This window comes from Achromobacter sp. MYb9 (assembly GCF_002975275.1).
Classification (GTDB): domain Bacteria; phylum Pseudomonadota; class Gammaproteobacteria; order Burkholderiales; family Burkholderiaceae_B; genus Achromobacter.
The window spans coordinates 53060-70161 of the sequence record NZ_PCOQ01000003.1; the positions used below are offsets into that span (position 1 = coordinate 53060).

General features: G+C 62.1%; 18 protein-coding genes. 10 read left to right on the forward strand and 8 right to left on the reverse strand.

The window, feature by feature from the left end; translation table 11 throughout:
- Positions 1-10 precede the first annotated feature (10 nt).
- Together CQ050_RS06700 and CQ050_RS06705 are read right to left on the reverse strand one after the other, a co-directional pair.
- Positions 11-2086, reverse strand: coding sequence for a hydantoinase/oxoprolinase family protein (locus CQ050_RS06700; protein ID WP_105556034.1), 2076 nt, complete (start codon positions 2084-2086; stop codon positions 11-13).
- Between the two features lie 129 nt (positions 2087-2215).
- A complete protein-coding gene (locus CQ050_RS06705) occupies positions 2216-3160 on the reverse strand; it encodes a LysR family transcriptional regulator (protein WP_105556035.1) in 945 nt (314 codons plus the stop codon).
- A gap of 130 nt (positions 3161-3290) precedes the next feature.
- On the opposite strand from CQ050_RS06705, the gene CQ050_RS06710 reads away from it, so the two are divergent.
- From CQ050_RS06710 to CQ050_RS06720, 3 genes are all read left to right on the forward strand, one after another.
- Positions 3291-4262: a tripartite tricarboxylate transporter substrate binding protein gene (locus CQ050_RS06710; RefSeq protein ID WP_105556036.1), complete on the forward strand. Its 972-nt coding sequence runs from the start codon at positions 3291-3293 to the stop codon at positions 4260-4262.
- 156 nt (positions 4263-4418) lie between these two features.
- The gene (locus tag CQ050_RS06715; RefSeq protein WP_105556295.1) at positions 4419-4805 is read left to right on the forward strand and encodes a DUF6152 family protein; all 387 of its coding nucleotides are present in this window, start codon (positions 4419-4421) and stop codon (positions 4803-4805) included.
- A gap of 18 nt (positions 4806-4823) precedes the next feature.
- The gene (locus tag CQ050_RS06720) at positions 4824-5312 is read left to right on the forward strand and encodes a DUF6644 family protein (RefSeq protein WP_105556037.1); all 489 of its coding nucleotides are present in this window, start codon (positions 4824-4826) and stop codon (positions 5310-5312) included.
- A gap of 44 nt (positions 5313-5356) precedes the next feature.
- Here the strand turns inward: CQ050_RS06720 and gcvA are convergent, their stop codons facing one another.
- Positions 5357-6238, reverse strand: a complete 882-nt coding sequence (gcvA, locus tag CQ050_RS06725) for a transcriptional regulator GcvA (RefSeq protein WP_105556038.1) — start codon at positions 6236-6238, stop codon at positions 5357-5359.
- Positions 6239-6365: 127 nt separating this feature from the next.
- On the opposite strand from gcvA, the gene CQ050_RS06730 reads away from it, so the two are divergent.
- Together CQ050_RS06730 and CQ050_RS06735 are read left to right on the forward strand one after the other, a co-directional pair.
- Entirely contained in the window at positions 6366-7349 is a 984-nt protein-coding gene (locus CQ050_RS06730) for a tripartite tricarboxylate transporter substrate binding protein (RefSeq protein ID WP_105556296.1), read from the forward strand.
- Positions 7350-7368: 19 nt separating this feature from the next.
- Positions 7369-8742, forward strand: a complete 1374-nt coding sequence (locus CQ050_RS06735; RefSeq protein ID WP_105556039.1) for an amidase — start codon at positions 7369-7371, stop codon at positions 8740-8742.
- Between the two features lie 268 nt (positions 8743-9010).
- Here CQ050_RS06735 and CQ050_RS06740 read toward each other — a convergent pair whose 3' ends face one another.
- Complete coding sequence (locus tag CQ050_RS06740) at positions 9011-9421, reverse strand: hypothetical protein (RefSeq protein WP_105556040.1); 411 nt, start codon at positions 9419-9421, stop codon at positions 9011-9013.
- 470 nt (positions 9422-9891) lie between these two features.
- Positions 9892-10800 (reverse strand): LysR substrate-binding domain-containing protein, encoded by a 909-nt coding sequence (locus CQ050_RS06745; RefSeq protein WP_105556297.1) that lies wholly within the window; start codon positions 10798-10800, stop codon positions 9892-9894.
- A 184-nt stretch (positions 10801-10984) separates the two neighbouring features.
- Between CQ050_RS06745 and CQ050_RS06750 the strand changes: the two genes are divergently transcribed.
- The 4 genes from CQ050_RS06750 to CQ050_RS06765 all read left to right on the forward strand — a co-directional run bounded on the left by CQ050_RS06750 (position 10985) and on the right by CQ050_RS06765 (position 13309).
- Positions 10985-12175, forward strand: coding sequence for an MFS transporter (locus CQ050_RS06750; protein ID WP_105556041.1), 1191 nt, complete (start codon positions 10985-10987; stop codon positions 12173-12175).
- A gap of 56 nt (positions 12176-12231) precedes the next feature.
- Complete coding sequence (locus CQ050_RS06755; RefSeq protein WP_146121004.1) at positions 12232-12405, forward strand: LLM class flavin-dependent oxidoreductase; 174 nt, start codon at positions 12232-12234, stop codon at positions 12403-12405.
- Positions 12406-12429: 24 nt separating this feature from the next.
- The gene (locus CQ050_RS06760; RefSeq protein ID WP_233213837.1) at positions 12430-12873 is read left to right on the forward strand and encodes a GNAT family N-acetyltransferase; all 444 of its coding nucleotides are present in this window, start codon (positions 12430-12432) and stop codon (positions 12871-12873) included.
- A gap of 145 nt (positions 12874-13018) precedes the next feature.
- Positions 13019-13309: a hypothetical protein gene (locus CQ050_RS06765; RefSeq protein ID WP_105556043.1), complete on the forward strand. Its 291-nt coding sequence runs from the start codon at positions 13019-13021 to the stop codon at positions 13307-13309.
- 62 nt (positions 13310-13371) lie between these two features.
- Here the strand turns inward: CQ050_RS06765 and CQ050_RS06770 are convergent, their stop codons facing one another.
- The gene (locus CQ050_RS06770; protein WP_105556044.1) at positions 13372-14598 is read right to left on the reverse strand and encodes an FAD-dependent monooxygenase; all 1227 of its coding nucleotides are present in this window, start codon (positions 14596-14598) and stop codon (positions 13372-13374) included.
- A 139-nt stretch (positions 14599-14737) separates the two neighbouring features.
- Here CQ050_RS06770 and CQ050_RS06775 point away from each other — a divergent pair, with 139 nt between their 5' ends.
- Positions 14738-15643: a LysR family transcriptional regulator gene (locus CQ050_RS06775; RefSeq protein ID WP_105556045.1), complete on the forward strand. Its 906-nt coding sequence runs from the start codon at positions 14738-14740 to the stop codon at positions 15641-15643.
- On the opposite strand, the gene CQ050_RS06780 is transcribed toward CQ050_RS06775, so the two are convergent.
- Together CQ050_RS06780 and CQ050_RS06785 are read right to left on the reverse strand one after the other, a co-directional pair.
- The gene (locus CQ050_RS06780) at positions 15554-16414 is read right to left on the reverse strand and encodes an ADP-ribosylglycohydrolase family protein (RefSeq protein WP_105556046.1); all 861 of its coding nucleotides are present in this window, start codon (positions 16412-16414) and stop codon (positions 15554-15556) included. The genes CQ050_RS06775 and CQ050_RS06780 overlap by 90 nt on opposite strands.
- 57 nt (positions 16415-16471) lie before the next feature.
- The gene (locus CQ050_RS06785; protein ID WP_105556047.1) at positions 16472-17098 is read right to left on the reverse strand and encodes a TetR/AcrR family transcriptional regulator; all 627 of its coding nucleotides are present in this window, start codon (positions 17096-17098) and stop codon (positions 16472-16474) included.
- Between the last annotated feature and the right edge of the window lie 4 nt (positions 17099-17102).

Sequence of the window (17102 nt, forward strand, 5' to 3'; positions counted from 1 at the left end):
TCGGTTTGCCTTAGGGGTTGAGAGTGACGACAAGGTTGCCGTAGTCGTCGGCGCGCGCTTGCTGGCCGGGCAGGATCACGGTGGTCGAACTCATTTCCTCGATGACGGCGGGGCCGTCGACTGGGGCGCCCGTCGGAAGCAGGGCGCGGCGATAGACGGGCGTGTCGGCCCAGCCGGCGTTTTCGAAGTAGACGGCGCGGCGCTCCTTGACCGCGCCTGCCAGGCTGGCGCCGCCCGCCACGTGGGCGATGGGCGCGCGCGGCACCAGGCCCACCGCGCGCACGCGGCAGTTGACGATTTCGACCGATCGGCCGGTGGCGTCGTAGCCATACTCGCGGATGTGGGCCGCGCTGAAGGCGGCCACGAAATCGGCCAGCGGCAACAGCCGCATGCCCTCCAGCGGTACCGGGATCTCAAAATTCTGGCCCTGGTAGCGCGCATCGATGACGGCCGTCAGGCGCTGGGCGGAATCGCCCACGCCTTCGTCCGCCAGCCACGCGCGCGCCTTGCCGGCCAAGGTGTCCAGCGCCTGCTGCACCGCCTGCCAGCCCGCGTCGTTGGCGCTGGCCATCAGCGTCTGGACGAAGTCCATGGAGATGTCCGACAGAAGAATGCCGCGCGCGCACATCGTGCCGGGCTCCTGCGGAATCAACAGGGTGCCGATGCCGCAGTCGCGCGCCAGCTCGGCCGCGTGCAGGCCGCCGGCGCCGCCGAAAGCGCACAGCGCGAACTTGCGGATGTCGTGGCCACGCTCGGTCGACACCGCGCGCACCGCCCGGGCCATGTTCGAGTTGGCGATCCGCAGGATGCCGTAGGCCGCTTCTTCGAGGCTGATGCCCAGCGGCCCGGCCACTTGTTCCTGAAGCGCGGCGCGCGCGCGTTCGGCATGCACGGCCATCCGGCCTTCAAGCAGCGCCACGGGATTCAGGCGCCCCAGCACGACGTGCGCATCCGTCAGCGTGACGGCCGTGCCCCCCCGGTTGTAGGCGATCGGCCCGGGCACGGCGCCTGCGCTTTGCGGGCCCACCTTCAGCGCGCCCGCATCGTCGATGCGCGCGATGCTGCCGCCGCCCGCGCCGATGACGTGCACGTCGACCATCAAGGTCTTCACCGGATAGTCCGCCACCAGGCGGCTGGAGGTGAACAGCGGCTGCAATTCGGCCACCAGCGACACGTCGGTGCTGGTGCCGCCTACGTCGAACGTGATCAGGTTGTGAAAACCGGCCGCCCGTCCAAGCTCGGCCGCGCCGATCACCCCGGCGGCGGGTCCGGACACGCAGGTCCGCACCGGCGCGGTCAGCACCGATTCCACCGACATCAAACCGCCGTTGGAATGCACCGTCGTGGGAGGCACCCGCACGCCCATGCCTTGCACCGAGTCAACCAGGTTGCGCATGTAGGCGGCCATGCGCGGGCCAACGTAGGCGTTCAGCGCCGTGGTCGACATGCGCTCATATTCCCGGAATTCCGGCAGGATTTCGCTGGATACGCTCAGGTACACGCCCGGCAGGTGTTCGGCCAGGATTTCACGCGTGCGGCGCTCGTGGGCATCGTTGCGGTAGCTGTGCATGAAACAGATGGCGACCGCTTCCACCTGCGCGGCGGCGAGCTGGCGCGCAACCGAGACGACCTCGTCCTCGTCCAGCGCCTGCAGCACGCTGCCGTCGGCGGCCATGCGCTCGCCGATCTCGAAGCGCCACTCGCGCGGCGCCAGCGGCTCGGGCTTGATGACGTTGTAGTCGTACAGGTGCGGACGGGTCTGCCGGCCGATCTCCAGCACGTCGCGAAAGCCGCGCGTGGTCACCAGCGCGCAGCGCGAGCCGCGGCGTTCGATCACCATATTGGTGGCCACGGTCGTGCCGTGGCCCACGTGCGCCAGCTCGTCGCCCGAGATCCCATGTTCGCGCATCAGGTGCGCCAGGCCGCTCTGGATGGCCTCGGATGGGTCATGCGGCGTCGAGGGCACCTTGAAGTACGAGAGTTCGCCGCTATGCTCGGCCAACAGGGTGAAATCAGTGAAGGTTCCGCCCACGTCGAAGCCGACGCGGAAACGGCGCTCGCCGGGGAGGGATGCAGTCTGGGTCAACGCTGGTCTCCAGGAAGCCGGCGCGGACGCGCGCCGATGCTAGGGTGACCCGCATCTTATCGACGCTGCATCATTCCTTCTAATCAAAGATTTGCATTGATAATCATCACATTCGTGAATGAGGCCGGCTCAATAAGCGTGCGACTCGGCCCCCTGCGCGGGATCGAACAACATGCCTTGCGCCTTGCATACCTTCAGGATTTCTTCACGCAGCCAGCGGTGCGAGGGCAGGTTGTCGGAACGCTCGTGCCAGATCAGGTTGACGGTGCGCGGAATGAACGGGAAGGGCGCTTCGATGGCTTCAAGCTGGTGGCTGTGCGGGCTGTTGCGCACCGCGTTGACCGGCACCACGCAAATCAGGTCGGTCTCGGCGAGCAGGCGCGGGGCCAGCGCGAATTGATTGATCGTCAGCACCGCATTGCGCTTGTAGCCGTGGGCGGCCAGTTCGTGGTCGACCAGCGCCGAGGTGCCCAGCAAGCTGACGACCAGGTGGCGAGCGCGCAGGAAGTCATCCAGCGTGAAACGCGGCAAGGACAACAGCGGGTGTCCCTTGCGCATCGCGCACACATAAGTCAGCGTCTCAAGGGGCAGGGTACGCAGCGACGAGCCGAAGTTCGAGTACACGCCCGCAGCCATATCGACCTCGCCCTTGTCCAGCAGCGTGGCGGTGTTGTCCAGCGAATAGGGGTGCAGGTGAATGCGGATGTTTGGCGCCACCATCTGTTGTTCTACGAACAGCGGCCGGATGACCTGGTCGGCCACGTAATCGGACATGGCCAGCCGAAACACGGCCTCGGAACTTGCAGGGTCGAATTCGTTGCGCTCCAGGGTCTCGGCGATGCGGGCGAGGGCGTCCCGTATGGGGGGCCAGAGCAATTCGGCGCGCTGCGTGGGCAGCACGCCGCCCTGCACCTTGATGAACAACGGGTCTTTCAATGTCAGGCGCAGCCGATTGATGGCGTTGCTTACCGCCGGCTGCGTCATGTGCAAGCTGAACGCCGCCCGCGTGACGTTGCGCTCGGTCATGACGGCGTCAAAAATGCGCAGCAGGTTCAGGTCGATGGCGTCGAGCACGATATCCCCACATCGTTATCAGTAATGTTGATGACGTTTTATTTTAATTGTTGATTGGTCATATAACATCGTACCGCTTAACCTTGCCCGAGTTCCTGCGCAGTTCACATGCAACTTGGGTAATCAATCGATGATAAAGAACCTGAAGTTTCTGGCCGCCGCCTGTGTCGCAGCCCTGGCTGCCTCGCCCGCGGCCGCTGCGGACAACTATCCCAGCAAGCCCATCACCATCATCCTGCCGTATGCCACGGGCGGATCCGCCGACATGCTGGCGCGTTTTGCCGCCCAGGCGGTGCAAAGCGAGCTGGGGCAGCCCGTCATCGTCGAAGCCAAGCCCGGTGCTGGCGGCGTGCTGGGCACCGAGCATGTGGCAAGGGCAGAGCCCGACGGCTACACATTGGCCCTGACCGCCAGCGGCACGATGGCAGTCAACCCCTACGTTTACAAGCTGCGCTACAAGCCCCTGGAGGATTTCAAGCAGATCACGGTGCTGGTGGACCTGCCTTTCGTCGTGGTGACGAACAACGCGTTTCCCGCGAAAACGCTGCAGGAATTCATCGATTACGGCCGCCGCAATCCCAACAAGATCACGTTCGGAAACGCCGGCCTGGGAACCCAGCAGCATCTGACGCAGCTGATGTTCGCCCGCGCGGCGGGCATCCAGATCAACATCGTGCCCTACAAGGGAAGCAGCCCGGCGATGAACGACCTGCTGGGCGGCCATATTGACGCCGTGCTGGACAACACCGGCGTGCAGACCCCGTTCATCAAGGCAGGCAAGGTGCGGCCGCTGTTCGTCACGAATCCCGAGCGCGTGGCGGCGCTGCCGGACGTGCCTACCGCGCCGGAAGCCGGGATGCCGGGATTTTCCGCCGTGGCCTGGTTCGGCCTGGCGGCGCCCAAGGGCACCCCGGACGCCATTGTTGAAAAGATCCAGGCGGCGATCGCTCGGGAGTTCGCCAAGCCCGAGATGAAGCAGCGCCTTTTGGACCTGGCCATGATCCCTCGCGCTTCCACGCCCGCCGATACGAGCCAACGCGTCAGGGCGGACCTTGAGGCATTCGGCAAGATTGCCAAGGAAGTGGATTTAAAGCCGATGTGAGTCCCGCGCAATCCGCGCTCGGGTTCGCGCTGGGGGGCGGGGATAGCCACTGTGCGTGGCAGGAACCGCTGTCCCGCTGCTATGCTTGCCTCGCTGGCCGCCACGCTGCAGCGCCGGGCCATGGCGGCACCCCAACCGCAACCCAGGAGCATCGACATGAAGCTATCCAAACGCGTGTTATTGGCAGGGCTGGCGCTATCCGCGCTGTCGGCAGTGCCTCCCGCGGCCATGGCGCATCACGGCTGGTCATGGGCGGAATCCGAACAGATGACCTTGCAAGGCACGGTCGAGCAGGTGCAGGTCGCGCCGCCTCATCCCACGTTGCGGGTGCGAGCCAATGACGGTGTCTGGGTGGTCGAACTGGGCAATCCCACCCAGACGAAGGAAGCGGGATTCGTCGAGGGTTCCGCCAAGCCGGGCGACACCATCACCGCCATTGGCAACCGCGACCAGGACGCCGGCGCCAAGCGCATGAAGGCCGTCCAGATCATGGTGGGCGGCAAGACGTACGACATCTACCCCAGCCGCATTAAGAAACCCTGACCCGCACGGCCTTCAGCCATGCCCGAACTGCTTCGGCTGGCCCTGGAACAGCTTACGGCGTTGCCGCCGGCGCTGTGGCTACGACGATCCGGAACGCTCTATCTTCTGGTCAACGCTGCCCATATCGGCGCCATCGGCCTGTTGATCGGTTCGATCGTTCCGCTGGACCTGCGGCTGCTCGGTGTCATTAAGCCCAATTCCTTGGCGGTCCTGGCGCCTGTGCTGGCGCGCACGGCCGCGGTTGGCCTTGCGCTGGCCGTACTGACCGGCGCCACGTTGTTCACCGTGCGTCCGCAGGAATATCTGGAGAATCCGGCATTCATAGTGAAGATGGGCTTGTTGGGCGCGGGCGCCATCAACGCCTGGCTCGTGCGCCGGGGCGGGGCATGGGGACAGGTATTGCAGGAGGGGGGGCGCCCATCCGGCGCGTTGCGCTGCCAGGCCGCGGTCTCGCTGCTGCTATGGACTGGCTGCCTGGTAGCGGGCAGATGGATCGGGTTCCTGTAGCCCGCCGCTCGCCTGATCTGGGCGGGCGGACAGCGTGCGGACGTTCAAATCGCGCAGGATGCTACCCAAAGGCGAAACTGCGAGAGCTCGGGCGATGGCTGCCTATAGTCCTCCGGCGGCAGGACGAAGTAATAGGTCTGCGCGTCCAGATCCACGCTTAGATCGAACGGTGCGACCAGACGCCCTTCGTCCAGTTCTTTCTGCACGAGGGTCTTTTGCGCGATGGCAACGCCAAACCCCTCCAGCGCGGCTTCATAGGCCAATGCCGACGATTCGTAGCGCAGGCCGCGCGAGACATCGATCTCTGCCAGGCCGGCCGCCCGTAGCCAGATCTCCCAATAGTCGGGGCGTGCCAGCGTATGCAGCAGGATTTCGCGCTTCAGATCGGCGGGCCTGCGCAGGCGAGCGCCCTTGTCGGGGATACATACCGGAAGCAACTCATTGACCATCAGCTTGTAGCTGAGCAGGCCGCGCCAGTGGCCGTCTCCCATGCAGATGCCGGCATCCACTTCCTCGCGCTCGAAGTCCGGTGGATCTACTGACGTATGGAGCTTGACATCGATGTCGGGATATTGGCGATGGAACCCCGAGAGGCGCGGCAGTAACCAGCGCATGGCGACGCTATGCGGCGCCTTGATGACGAACTGGCGTCGGCGCGAGCGCTCGCCCAGCGCCGACGTCGCGCGTTGCAACCCGCCAAAACAGCGCGCGATATCTGCGTGATACGCCGCGCCAATCGGCGTGAGCACGATGCGGCGGTGCTGGCGAAAGAACAGCCGCAGCCCCAGGTGTTCTTCAAGCAGGCGGATTTGGCGGCTTACGGCGGCGGGCGTCACGCTGAGTTCCGTCGCCGCGCCAGTGATGCTGCCCAGGCGGCCCACGACCTCAAAACAGCGCAGCGCGTTCAGCGGGGGCAGGGCAGTCATTTCAGAGTTTCGATTAACAATAAGTTAAGTGTGCCATAGATAAAGTCGTTTGAACCATGGCCCGCGAAAGCCCAAGATGGCACGGCCGCTTGTCTTCGCGGCCAAGAACAACCACAAGGGGAAATCCATGTCCAAAACGCTGGTTCGATTGATCGGAATCGCTGCCTTTTGCGGCGCCGCGGTGTTGGGCTGGCCTGCTTCCGCCGCCGACTATCCGCAGCGCCCCGTCAGCATCGTGGTGCCGACCACGCCAGGAGGCACTGCCGACATCCTGGCTCGACTGATCGGCCCCAGGCTCGCGCAACGCTGGGGCCAGGCCGTCGTGGTCGAAAACAAGCCCGGCGCGGGCACGCTCATCGGCTCCGACTATGTTGTCCGAGCGAAACCGGACGGCTACACCTTGATGCTGACTTTCAATGAACTGGCCACGCTGCCTGCCTTGAATCCCAACGCCAAGCTGGATGTAGAGAATGGGTTGGCGCGGATCGGCAAGATCGGCAGCCTGCCGGTGCTGATCCTGACCCGCCCTGGCATCGACGATCCCGATCTGCGCACGCTGATCGAACGTTTTCGCGCCAGTCCGGGTCGATACACCTATGCCTCCAATGGCTCAGGATCTTCGCTGCAGCTGTTCTCCGAGATATTCAAGCGCGAGGCCGGCGTAGACGTAATGCACGTGCCTTATCGGGGCGCGCTTGAGGCTTCGATGGCAGCCATCGGCGGCGAAGTCGACCTGTTGGTGCAATTCGCCTCGGGCAACGTCATCAACCATGTGAAGGGCGGCAAGCTCAGGGCCTATGCCGTGGCGTCTGCGCAGAGGCTGGATGCCTTGCCCGACGTCCCCACCGCCGCCGAGGCCGGTCTGCCCGAGCTTCGCTTGGAGGCCTGGTACGGCTTGTTCGCGCCCGCCGGCCTGCCGGACGATCTCAAGCAAAAAATCAACCGTGACTTGAACGACGTCCTGGCCGAACCGGGCATTCAGGAACGTTTGAAGGGCGTGAATCTGCTGGTGCAACCCAGTTCGCCTTCACAATTTGATGCGTTTTTCCGCGCTGAATACGCTCGATGGGGCGCATTGATCCGTACGCTCGGCATCAAGAGCAGTGAATAAGCCTATCCGGAGACACAACGTGACCTACGATCCCAACACCCATGCCGCGCTGACCTTTCATGATTCCCGCGCCAACTTTGTTGATCGCCGCGACAGTCCGCGGGAATATCTCGAACGCTGCCTGAACGTGATTGCCGAGCGCGAAGGCCAGCTCAAGGGCTGGGTGGTAATGAACCCGGCAGGCGCGCGCGCCGCGGCCGACGCCAGCGCCCGGCGGTACCGCGACGGCCGTCCGCTCTCGGCTATCGACGGCATGCCTGTCGGCATCAAGGATCTGATTGAAACTCGCGACATGCCCACGCAGATGGGCTGCGCTGCCTTTGACGGCAACTTTCCGAAGAATGACAGCGCCGTTGTGCGTGCGCTGCGCGATGCGGGCGCGATCATCCTGGGAAAGACCGTCACCACAGCGCTGGGCTTTCTCGATCCCGGTCCAACCACCAACGCGTTCGATCCGTTGCGCACGCCGGGCGGTTCGTCGAGCGGCTCGGCCGCCGTTGTGGGCGCCAACATGGTGCCCATGGCCATCGGCTCGCAACTCGTGGGTTCCGTCCTGCGACCTGCCAGCTTCAATGGCAATTGGGCATTGAAGCCGACGTTCGGAGCGCTCAATCGGGGCGAGCGACTCGGGCTGAGCCAGGCCCACCTCGGCGTCCATGCCAACTCCGTCGAGGATATGTGGGCAGCGGCTGCGGAAATTGCGCAGCGCTCGGGTGGGGATCCTGGCCACCCCGGCCTATACGGGCCGCTGCACCCTCCCGCCGCCCAGAAGCCCGGATGCTTGGTCGCGTTGGAAACCGAGGGTTGGGAGCGTGCGGAACCGGAAGCCCGCCAAGCATTCGAGGCCTGCCTGCAGACGCTGTCCGCGCAAGGCGTGACCATCATTCGGCGCGGCGACTCGGCGCTGGTCGAGGCGCTGGAGCGCGCTATCTCGCAAGCGGCGCCGCTATCGCTCAAGCTCATCGCCTGGGAGCAACGCTGGTCATTGGCCAACCTTGTTGAAAACCATCCCAATACGCTGGGTCCCAGCTTGTTGCGACAACTCGAAAGCGGCCGCGGCATGAGCTTGGCGGAGTACCGCGAATGCTTGCTGCTGCGGGAGCACGCTCGCCAGTGCCTGGCGGCTCTGGCCACACAATGCGACGCGTTGTTGAGCCTGAACGCCTGCGGGGCGGCGCCCTTGGCGGCAGACATCCGGGACAGCAAGTATCCGACCGGCGACGTCTCGTTTGCCTGCGCCTCATCGCTGCTCGGCGCGCCTGCGATCAACGTACCTGCCATGGCCGTGGATAGCCTGCCGCTCGGACTACAAGTGTTGGGAATGCCGCATGGGGATGCCAAGATCACCGCCATCGCGACTTGGCTATTTCGGTCCTTGCAACATCGTTTGTGATCCGCCGTCCGCCGGCAGAGCGGCGCGTGCAAGTCGAATCGGAGGAAGCGGCCGAATTTGCAACTCGGCCTGCTTTACTCTGCGCGACTGCCCCTGCGGTCTGCGGCAGCCCTGGCAGCGAAATTGAGCGAAGCCCGGTCGAGCCGTATGTTCACAGTCGCATGACAATTGAGATGTGAGGACGCTGAGCCTTTACCCGCACACCCTTCCTCGATGCCTGCTCCCGACCCGAAGCAGTCCTTCGACTCTCCCGAAAGCAGTCATTCGATTAGAGGCTCATCGAAAGGAAGAGACGCTTCCCTTGGCTCGTCGCTTCCCGAGCAAACTTAGTCAAAGCTTCAACAAGCGGCTCGATGGCCGGCCCATCGGCGCCCATGTGCACCATTTCGTCATGTTTGGCCCAGACAGCCGATATGCCTGGAATGGCTTCTGACTGCGCGGCTGAAAGCCTGCGCACAAAGTCCTCTGGGAACTCGAAGACCCATCGCTCTTGCGTGTGCGCACGAAGGTGCTTTTCGCCTTCAAATTCTGTCGCGGTCGTTCCGCCGAGCGCGGACCATAGTCCGGCCAGCACCATGTTGTCCAAAGCTTTGAACTTCAAGATTGGCCAGTTGGCCGACTCGCCAGAGAGAATCGCGGGGATGTCTTCAGTAGAGGCAACCAGGATATCTGTAAGCATGTTCAGTGAACCCTAATTTGTTTGGATGGTAGTGCCGTCGCATTTGACCCGAAGTGGGATGTGCTCGCACGCTGACTGTGTCTGAATGGCTTCTGCGTTTAGAGGGCAAGATAGCATCCGGCAAGCGACGGGCGTTATTCGCGCGACACGAGGGGTGTCAGATGCCCACAACGCAAGCCGGCATTGCGATCTTGGCGAATAGCAATGCCCTGCGCGCACCTAAATTCCGGTACTACCCCTCTGGCACAAATAGCTCTTGAATGCGTTTTACACACCATACGGACCCCGATCTCCTGCGACCGTGCCTGGCCGAAGGAGGCCATCGTGAACGTCCGCTCCGACCCGAAGCGGTCTCGCCCATCGGGGCAGATTCGCGGTTCTCCCGGCACTGCACCGGTGGTGCATGTTTGTGGTTCTGTGGTGATTATGTCAGCAGTAAGTCCGTGATCGGCACCGCAAACATGAGTGGACTAATCGAGCATTCCTTGGCTGCCAAGCTCAATCAGCTCGTCAACGACATAACGGATCTTGGGGCGAAGGTGAGAGGCAGCTGGCCATACGGCATAGACTTCGATCAGATCCTGGGTACAGTCATCAAGCACCGTCACCAACGAGCCAGCATCAAGGTGTTCCTGCAATAGCGACAATGGCATCTGGCATAAGCCCAGACCTGCAATGGCAGCATCAATGATCGCGATCCCGTCGTCAATCTGGTGTGTGGGCGGAGGCACGAAACGCGATGGAACGCCATGAATATTGACCCGCCAGGACAGCGGCTGTCCGGAGCGGTACCCGACGATGCCATGATGGTTCTGCACTTCATCAAGATGTTGGGGAGGTGGATTCTGTCGCAGGTAGGTCGGAGAAGCGCAGATCGCCCATCTTTGCGCCGTCAACCGTCGCGCTACCAATCCCGTGGAATCTTTGGGATCCCCGAAGCGGATGGCTAGATCGATACCCTCTTCGATAGGGTCGACAAGCCGGTCGGTGAAGGTGAGCGTGAACTCTAGCGCTGGGTACTTACGTCCGATCTTTAGCAGAATCGGCAACATGACCTTTCGGCCAAACGCCACCGGCATGTCGATTCGCAGTCGCCCCGAGGGGTTTTTACCCCCCGATGTGAGCGCAGCCTCGGCCGCAGTGATTTCGTTTAGAGCGGCGGAGCAGGCGGCGAAGTAAGCCTGCCCATCGGCTGACAAGGTGAGCTTGCGCGTGGTGCGATGGAAGAGCTTTACGCCCAGCCGCTCTTCCAGCCTGGCAATTGATTTACCCACTGCGGACTTGGAAATCCCGAGCCGCTCTGCGGCCTCAGTAAAGCTCACCGATTGAGCAGAAACCACGAATGTCGCGATGCCACTGAGTGGCTCCAGAGGAAGCATAAAAAAGCCCATATTGTTGACAAAAACTCTACAGACATACTCCATAGAAGGAGTTTATCAATCTATATGTCAACTTTAACATTCGCCCTGAGTTGCATAACAACTGCATCAGAGTGCCAGATTTTTGACGACCGACGTCACTGTTAAGTACTGGCTCGCTTCCGTTTCCTAGCTGGAGAACTTCATGCCCCTCGCTATTTGGGCCCTTGCCATTGGTGCCTTCGGCATCGGCACCACCGAGTTTGTGATCGCCGGGCTGCTGCCCTCGATCGCTGCTGAATTCGGCGTCTCTATTCCTCAAGCCGGACAACTGGCCACAGCCTACGCGCTGGGCGTGTTTTTCGGTGCTCCGCTGTTGATTGTCTTGGGCGGCAAGTTGCCGCGTAAAGCCATGATGATCAGCCTGATGGTGTTGTTCGTCGTAGGCAACCTGATCACCGCTGCGGCACCAAGCCTGGGTCTGGCGATGATTGGTCGGATCGTGACGTCCTTGACCCACGGTGCGTTCATCGGGGTGGGGTCGATCCTGGCAGCTGATCTCGTGGCTCCGAACAAGCGTGTGAGCGCCATTGCCTTCATGTTTTCGGGCATGGCTCTGGCGACCTTGATCGGCGTGCCTGCTGGCACGTGGTTGAGCCAATTCGTCTCGTGGCGGGCTACCTTCTATGCCATCACCGCCATCGGTATCGTCGCGCTACTGGCAGTGTGCTTCCTGGTTCCGAAAACCAAGGCTGTCAAGGCGCCGCCGGTCAAGAAGGAACTCGCAGCGTTCAAGAACAGCCGTGTGCTGCTCGCCATGGGCATCACAGTGTTCGGGCCTGCGGCATTCTTTACGTCCATCACTTACATCGCTCCGATGATGACCGGTGTCGCTGGCTTCTCGGAAAGTGCAGTGGTGTGGCTCATGGCCGCCTTCGGCGTGGGCTTGTTCCTGGGCAACTCGCTGGGCGGCAAGTTCGCGGACAAGGCGTTGATGCCACTTCTGTACATAACTCTCCTGGGCCAGTCCGTGGTGCTCTTCTTCTTCAGCTTCGCTGCGGTCAACCAGTGGCTCTCGGTCATCTGCATCACGCTGATGGCAGGGTTCGGCTTCGCGACGGTCTCGCCGATACAGAAGCTGGTCTTGGATAAAGCCAAAGCCGCCGGTGCGCCAACGCTGGCCGCCGCCGTCAACATCGGCCTTTTCAACCTTGGCAACGCCATTGGCGCTTGGGTTGGAGGATGGGTCATCAGTGCTGGCCTTGGCCTAGTCGCCCCGAACTGGGCAGGTGGTGTGCTGTCATTGATCGCACTGGGGTTCGCCGTAATCTCCGGAGCTCTGGATCGGCGCGACAGCAAGCGTGAATCCCGGGGGGCACTGGCGGCTGCGCGATGAGCTCTGCAGGTCATAGGTTGCTAGGAATCAAATTCACCACATGAGGAACGAAGGAAATGACAGCAATATCGGTACTTGACCTGATGATGATCGGCGAAGGTCGAACGTTCTCGGACACTATGGATGGCGCACTCGCACTGGCCCGCCACGTTGAGAAGCACGGCTTCAAACGTTACTGGGTCGCCGAGCATCACAACATGCCGGGTAGACTCACCGCTCTTCCATTCTGATATGTGGCCACTATGTTCTCCCAAATGAACGTCCGACCCGCCTCTCGTGAAGACATCGATTCGATCATTGAGCAGGATCCGATTGCCAAGCACGAACTGGGTAGGAGGGTGTTTATCGCCGATGCGGTGGCCGCTGGCCAATGCTGGGTCGCAGTAGAAGCGATGGGTGCTTCGGCGCTGATCGGTTACGGGGTACTAAACAAGTCCTTTTTCGAAAACAACTTCGTCCCGCTGATCGTCGTCAAGGTCTCGGCACGTCGCCGTGGGGTGGCTACAGCAATCATGACCGCGCTGGAGTCGCAATGCGCAGGAAAATTGTTCACGTCGACAAATACGTCGAACATCGCGATGCGCCAATTGCTCAAGCGGCTTGGCTTTGTCGAAAGCGGTTGGATTGAAAATCTGGATGACAACGACCCCGAACTTGTGTTTGTGAAGCGCAAGCCCGCTCCCGCCCCGAAGCGGTAATTTCGTCGAGGCGCAGAGAGGGCGTCCGGTTTTCGCCGAAAAAGCACTGACCCTATTTAGTCAGAAGCATTTAGGGGGACATCGTGCGACTGACGACGCTGAGCAACGTAAAATATCAGGCTTCCAGCCTCAACATGCTTCCCTTATGAACCTTGAACGACTGCGTCGCGAGTTTCCCGACTTCGACATAACAACCCTGCCCACCCTACCCGAAGGGTATTTCGACGCGTCGAGCTACATCGACGCAGCTCCCTCATTCGAGAACGAGGAGGGCACTTTGAAAGTGTATGTCGACTACGCCAACTATGCCGACCGCGCATCCGGCAGGAGCCAGCGCTACTGCGTTTCTCGCTACGACGAGGAAGCTGGCGACTTCGAGGACGTCGCCCTGTCGACGAACGATTGGGCCGAAGTCATTCGCTTCCTGAGCGCCTGAACGCCTTCGCCAGGGGCGATCGGTTTCCGCTCCGATCGTCGGATGATCGCCCCCAGCGCACGTCATTCAATACGGTACAGGCTACCGAAGCCTCCGCCTTGCGCTGGCGTGCTGTCGCTGCAGCCTGGCATTGGCAGACCCTGCCCCCATCCGGCGGTCAAGACCTGCACGTCACGCACGGGATCGGACGCCTTGGCCCGCTCGTTGCGCATGCGGCAGATTTCAGGATCGGTGGCGAATAGCCCGCGAGCGAAGACCCGACCTTGCTCCGCCAGCTTTGCAGTTTTGGGGCTGCGGATCTTCGTGAACGCCCGAAAGGCCTCATCCAGGTTGCCGCTTGCGCCATCCAGGCACCGGACCAAATGCCACGCATCCTCCAACGCCTGGCAGGCCCCTTGCCCCGACGTCGGCAACGGCGCGTGTGCGGCGTCCCCAACCAGAAGTACATTCGCCCGACTCCACGTATGCAGCGGCTCCAGGTCATGCACCGCAATCAGCCGGATGGCATTTGCGGGCGTGGCACGGATAATATGCGCGACCGGTTCGGGCCATCCCGCGAACAGATCTTCGACCTCCTTGCGTATATCTGCAGTCGGTATGGCTTCCGATAGGGGCCGAACCTGGGCTGCAGCCCAATACACCAGTTGGGGGCGAATCGCGACGCAACCAAAGCGCTCGCCAGCCCCCCAGAAATCCCGAATCGAAATGTCGTCCACCAGCGCATGCTGCCCCTGCGCTACGCCAATCCAGTTCACGAAGCCCTGATAGACAGGGGTGTTGTCACCCGCGACAAACTTGCGAGCCACGGAATCCATGCGGCCGTCGGCGCCAATGAGCAGATCCGGGCGGATGCTCGCACCATTCTCGAAATGGGCCACAGCCTTGCCATTGGCATCCAGCTCAATACCCGCCGCCCGGTGTCCGAACTCCACCGGTATCCCGGCCCGGGCTACATGATCTAGTAACACCTCCTGCAAGTGCCGGCGTAGCACCGTGTAGGTCGGGTATCCCATCGTCCGGTCCAGCAAGGCAATATCGAGGCCTCCCAGTGCATTGCCCGCAGCATCCTGGCGGCGCATTGTCAGCGGTCGACCGCCAATGGCGTCGATGTCTTGCAACAGCCCCAGTTCTTCCAGCACAAAGCTGGCATTCGGCCAAAGCGTCACGCCGGCCCCCATGGTTGCCGGCTCCGTCCGGCGCTCATAGACCCGAGGGCTGTAACCTCGCTTGCGCAAAGCCAATGCCACGCTCAGGCCCGCGATGCCGCCGCCAAGTATTCCAATTTCCACGCTGATTCTCTCCTGTCCATACGGTGCTCGATGGCGGGCTAATCACCTCGCATCGAACAAAATGGCATCTTAGATTTCGTCAAAACAGAGAACTAGCATGCAAAAATGGGACGATTTCATACCTTAATCGGGATAATCAATGCGCGATGCGCTCGATCTGAATACCGTCCGCGTCTATACAGCAGTTGTTGATGAGCAGAGCTTTGCCGGCGCATCGCGTCTTTTGGCTATCCCTTCATCCAACGTCAGCCGCCACGTTGCCAACCTGGAACGTAAACTCGGCACACGCTTGCTGGAACGAAGTACCCGCCATCTGCGTATGACGGAAGCCGGTCGGCTGCTCTACGAACGCGCCAAGCCCTTGCTCGACACTCTGCTCTCCACGCAGGAAGAGCTTGGTGCGGTACAGCGCGAACTGCGGGGTCCTTTGAAAATGTGCATGCCCGGCGAAGCGCCAAGGCTGCTGGCCCCCATCCTCGCCGAATTCTGTAGCCTCCATCCAGGCATCGAACTGGAATGCGATACCCGGATGACCGGACTGGATGTGCTTCGAGAGGACGTTGACCTTTCCATCGTCTTTCACCGGGGCCATCAAGAGGACAGTGCCTTCATCACCCGCGAACTCGCCACACTGCCCAGCATCGTGGTTGCCGCCCCCTCCTTGCTGGCCAGGACCGGCATGCCACGCCATGTTCGCGAGCTGAAGTCTCTACCCTGTATCACTACCCTCAGTGCGCTGAAGGGCCAGCCCTGGCAGTTTCAGGACGCCGCCGGCGAAATCGTCAAGGTGCCGGTACGCAGCCGGTACCGCGTCAACAGCGGAGAGTTGGCCGTGGCAGGCGCACGCCAAGGTATCGGCTTCGCGATTGTGGCGGCCTATCCCTGCCAGGAAGACCTTGCTACGGGTCGATTGCTCGAGGTACCACTGGACCTGTGTCCCGCCCCCCTGCAATTGCTAGGGGCATACAGCCATCGCCATTCCGTGACTGCGCGTGTTCGGGCGCTGCTGGAATTGATACAGGTACGGTTGGCGGGATCGGCATGACTTTTGCAGTCCTTCGTAGCTGCCGGTCGATAACAGGCAATGAATGGCCGACCAGAAGCTGTCGACCACATAGCCGGAGCCTTGAGGTGGATCGAAACGGCCGTCCAGTACGATCTTCAACTCAGCTTCTTCCGCCAGGCCGGCATAACGTCCCAGCAATTCATCTTCCGCCGCGCGAACGGCATCGGGCGCCGACTGCCCTTCCAGAATGCCCATGGCCGTCAGGCAACACAGCGCGCAGCACAATTGCGCGCGTAGGTGTCCGTGCGTGATCAAGCTCTGCTTCATGGACAGGCGAATCGCATTCTCCCGCGACGACGCCACCATCACCACTGACAAGCATCGCATCAACGACCCATTGCCATTGTCACGTTCATCCGCGGGACCGGCGACGGCAGGTGCGGTGCCCGAACCCAACGCTTGAAATGCCCGCTGGGTTTGCAATCCGATATCAAAGACGTTGCCGTCCGGGGTGAATTTCCCGTGCCGGGCCCAGTCAAGCAGATTGATTGCGAATGCGTCGAGATCGAGATCCCCATCCTGCAATAGCGCATCCAACAGAGCGAGCGCTTGCGCGCCGTCATCGCTCCATGTGCCCGCAGGGACGCCGCCATGGGCTCGATCGAAGCCAGCGGGCGGCACCATCTCGATGTCGGGGGGCGAAGGGATGGACTCCGGCCCGTGGAATTCGTACGGAACGCCTAGGGCGTCGCCCACCAACAGGCCAAAAAGGCATCCGCGCAGGCGGCCCTGGTTCGTGTTGATTGTCATTGGGAGATGCTGCTCATATCACTGCTATTGGCACGGGTGGTGTCAACGCTTTTACGCTTAATCAGTCGGCTGCGCCGGACCTTCTTCCAACATGCTTAGCAGGCCGATGATCAGCGCCTGCATGCCCTGGTCAAGCTCCACTTCCATCTCTGACTCTTCCGCGGCGCGCGCCTCGTCCACGACCGGCTCTTTCCCCGCGACCGTGTACACCGTATCGGCTACCGCCAGGCCGTGGAAGGCCACGGTTGCCAGCAGGATTCGGGACTGTTCCTTTGAAATGCCGTACGCGCTGGCGATATGGCGCTGGTGCCCGTCTATTTTCGCAAGCATGGCCGGCGTTGCCGCCAATCTGCGGATCACGTAGGGCGTCACGCCCGGGTGGGCTTTCACGAACTCTCTTGCCGACGTGGCGAACAGGGTCAGGTATTGCTTCAACCCGCCGGCGCCGTTGCTACAGGCCTGGGGGATCTCCCAGCGGCTGAAGATCTCATCGGCGACCAGGCGCTTGAGCTCCTGGAGGCTGGGCACGTGCTTGTAGAGCGCCATGTGGCTGACGCCCAGCGCCGCCGCAACGCCCACAAAGGTGATATTGGGCAGGCCCAACGCGATGCCGGCATCGGCGATCCGCTCGCGAGTGATGGTGGGAGGCCGTCCCCGCGTGGTGCGGCGCTCTGGCGGCTGCATGTCT

Coding starts and splice junctions, on each gene's coding strand:
- CQ050_RS06710 (WP_105556036.1), top strand. CDS start 3,291: ATGATAAAGAACCTGAAGTTTCTGGCCGCCGCCTGTGTCGCAGCCCTG.
- CQ050_RS06715 (WP_105556295.1), top strand. CDS start 4,419: ATGAAGCTATCCAAACGCGTGTTATTGGCAGGGCTGGCGCTATCCGCG.
- CQ050_RS06720 (WP_105556037.1), top strand. CDS start 4,824: ATGCCCGAACTGCTTCGGCTGGCCCTGGAACAGCTTACGGCGTTGCCG.
- gcvA (WP_105556038.1), bottom strand. CDS start 6,238: ATGACTGCCCTGCCCCCGCTGAACGCGCTGCGCTGTTTTGAGGTCGTG.
- CQ050_RS06730 (WP_105556296.1), top strand. CDS start 6,366: ATGTCCAAAACGCTGGTTCGATTGATCGGAATCGCTGCCTTTTGCGGC.
- CQ050_RS06740 (WP_105556040.1), bottom strand. CDS start 9,421: ATGCTTACAGATATCCTGGTTGCCTCTACTGAAGACATCCCCGCGATT.
- CQ050_RS06745 (WP_105556297.1), bottom strand. CDS start 10,800: ATGCTTCCTCTGGAGCCACTCAGTGGCATCGCGACATTCGTGGTTTCT.
- CQ050_RS06750 (WP_105556041.1), top strand. CDS start 10,985: ATGCCCCTCGCTATTTGGGCCCTTGCCATTGGTGCCTTCGGCATCGGC.
- CQ050_RS06755 (WP_146121004.1), top strand. CDS start 12,232: ATGACAGCAATATCGGTACTTGACCTGATGATGATCGGCGAAGGTCGA.
- CQ050_RS06760 (WP_233213837.1), top strand. CDS start 12,430: ATGAACGTCCGACCCGCCTCTCGTGAAGACATCGATTCGATCATTGAG.
- CQ050_RS06765 (WP_105556043.1), top strand. CDS start 13,019: ATGAACCTTGAACGACTGCGTCGCGAGTTTCCCGACTTCGACATAACA.
- CQ050_RS06775 (WP_105556045.1), top strand. CDS start 14,738: ATGCGCGATGCGCTCGATCTGAATACCGTCCGCGTCTATACAGCAGTT.
- CQ050_RS06780 (WP_105556046.1), bottom strand. CDS start 16,414: ATGACAATCAACACGAACCAGGGCCGCCTGCGCGGATGCCTTTTTGGC.
- CQ050_RS06785 (WP_105556047.1), bottom strand. CDS start 17,098: ATGCAGCCGCCAGAGCGCCGCACCACGCGGGGACGGCCTCCCACCATC.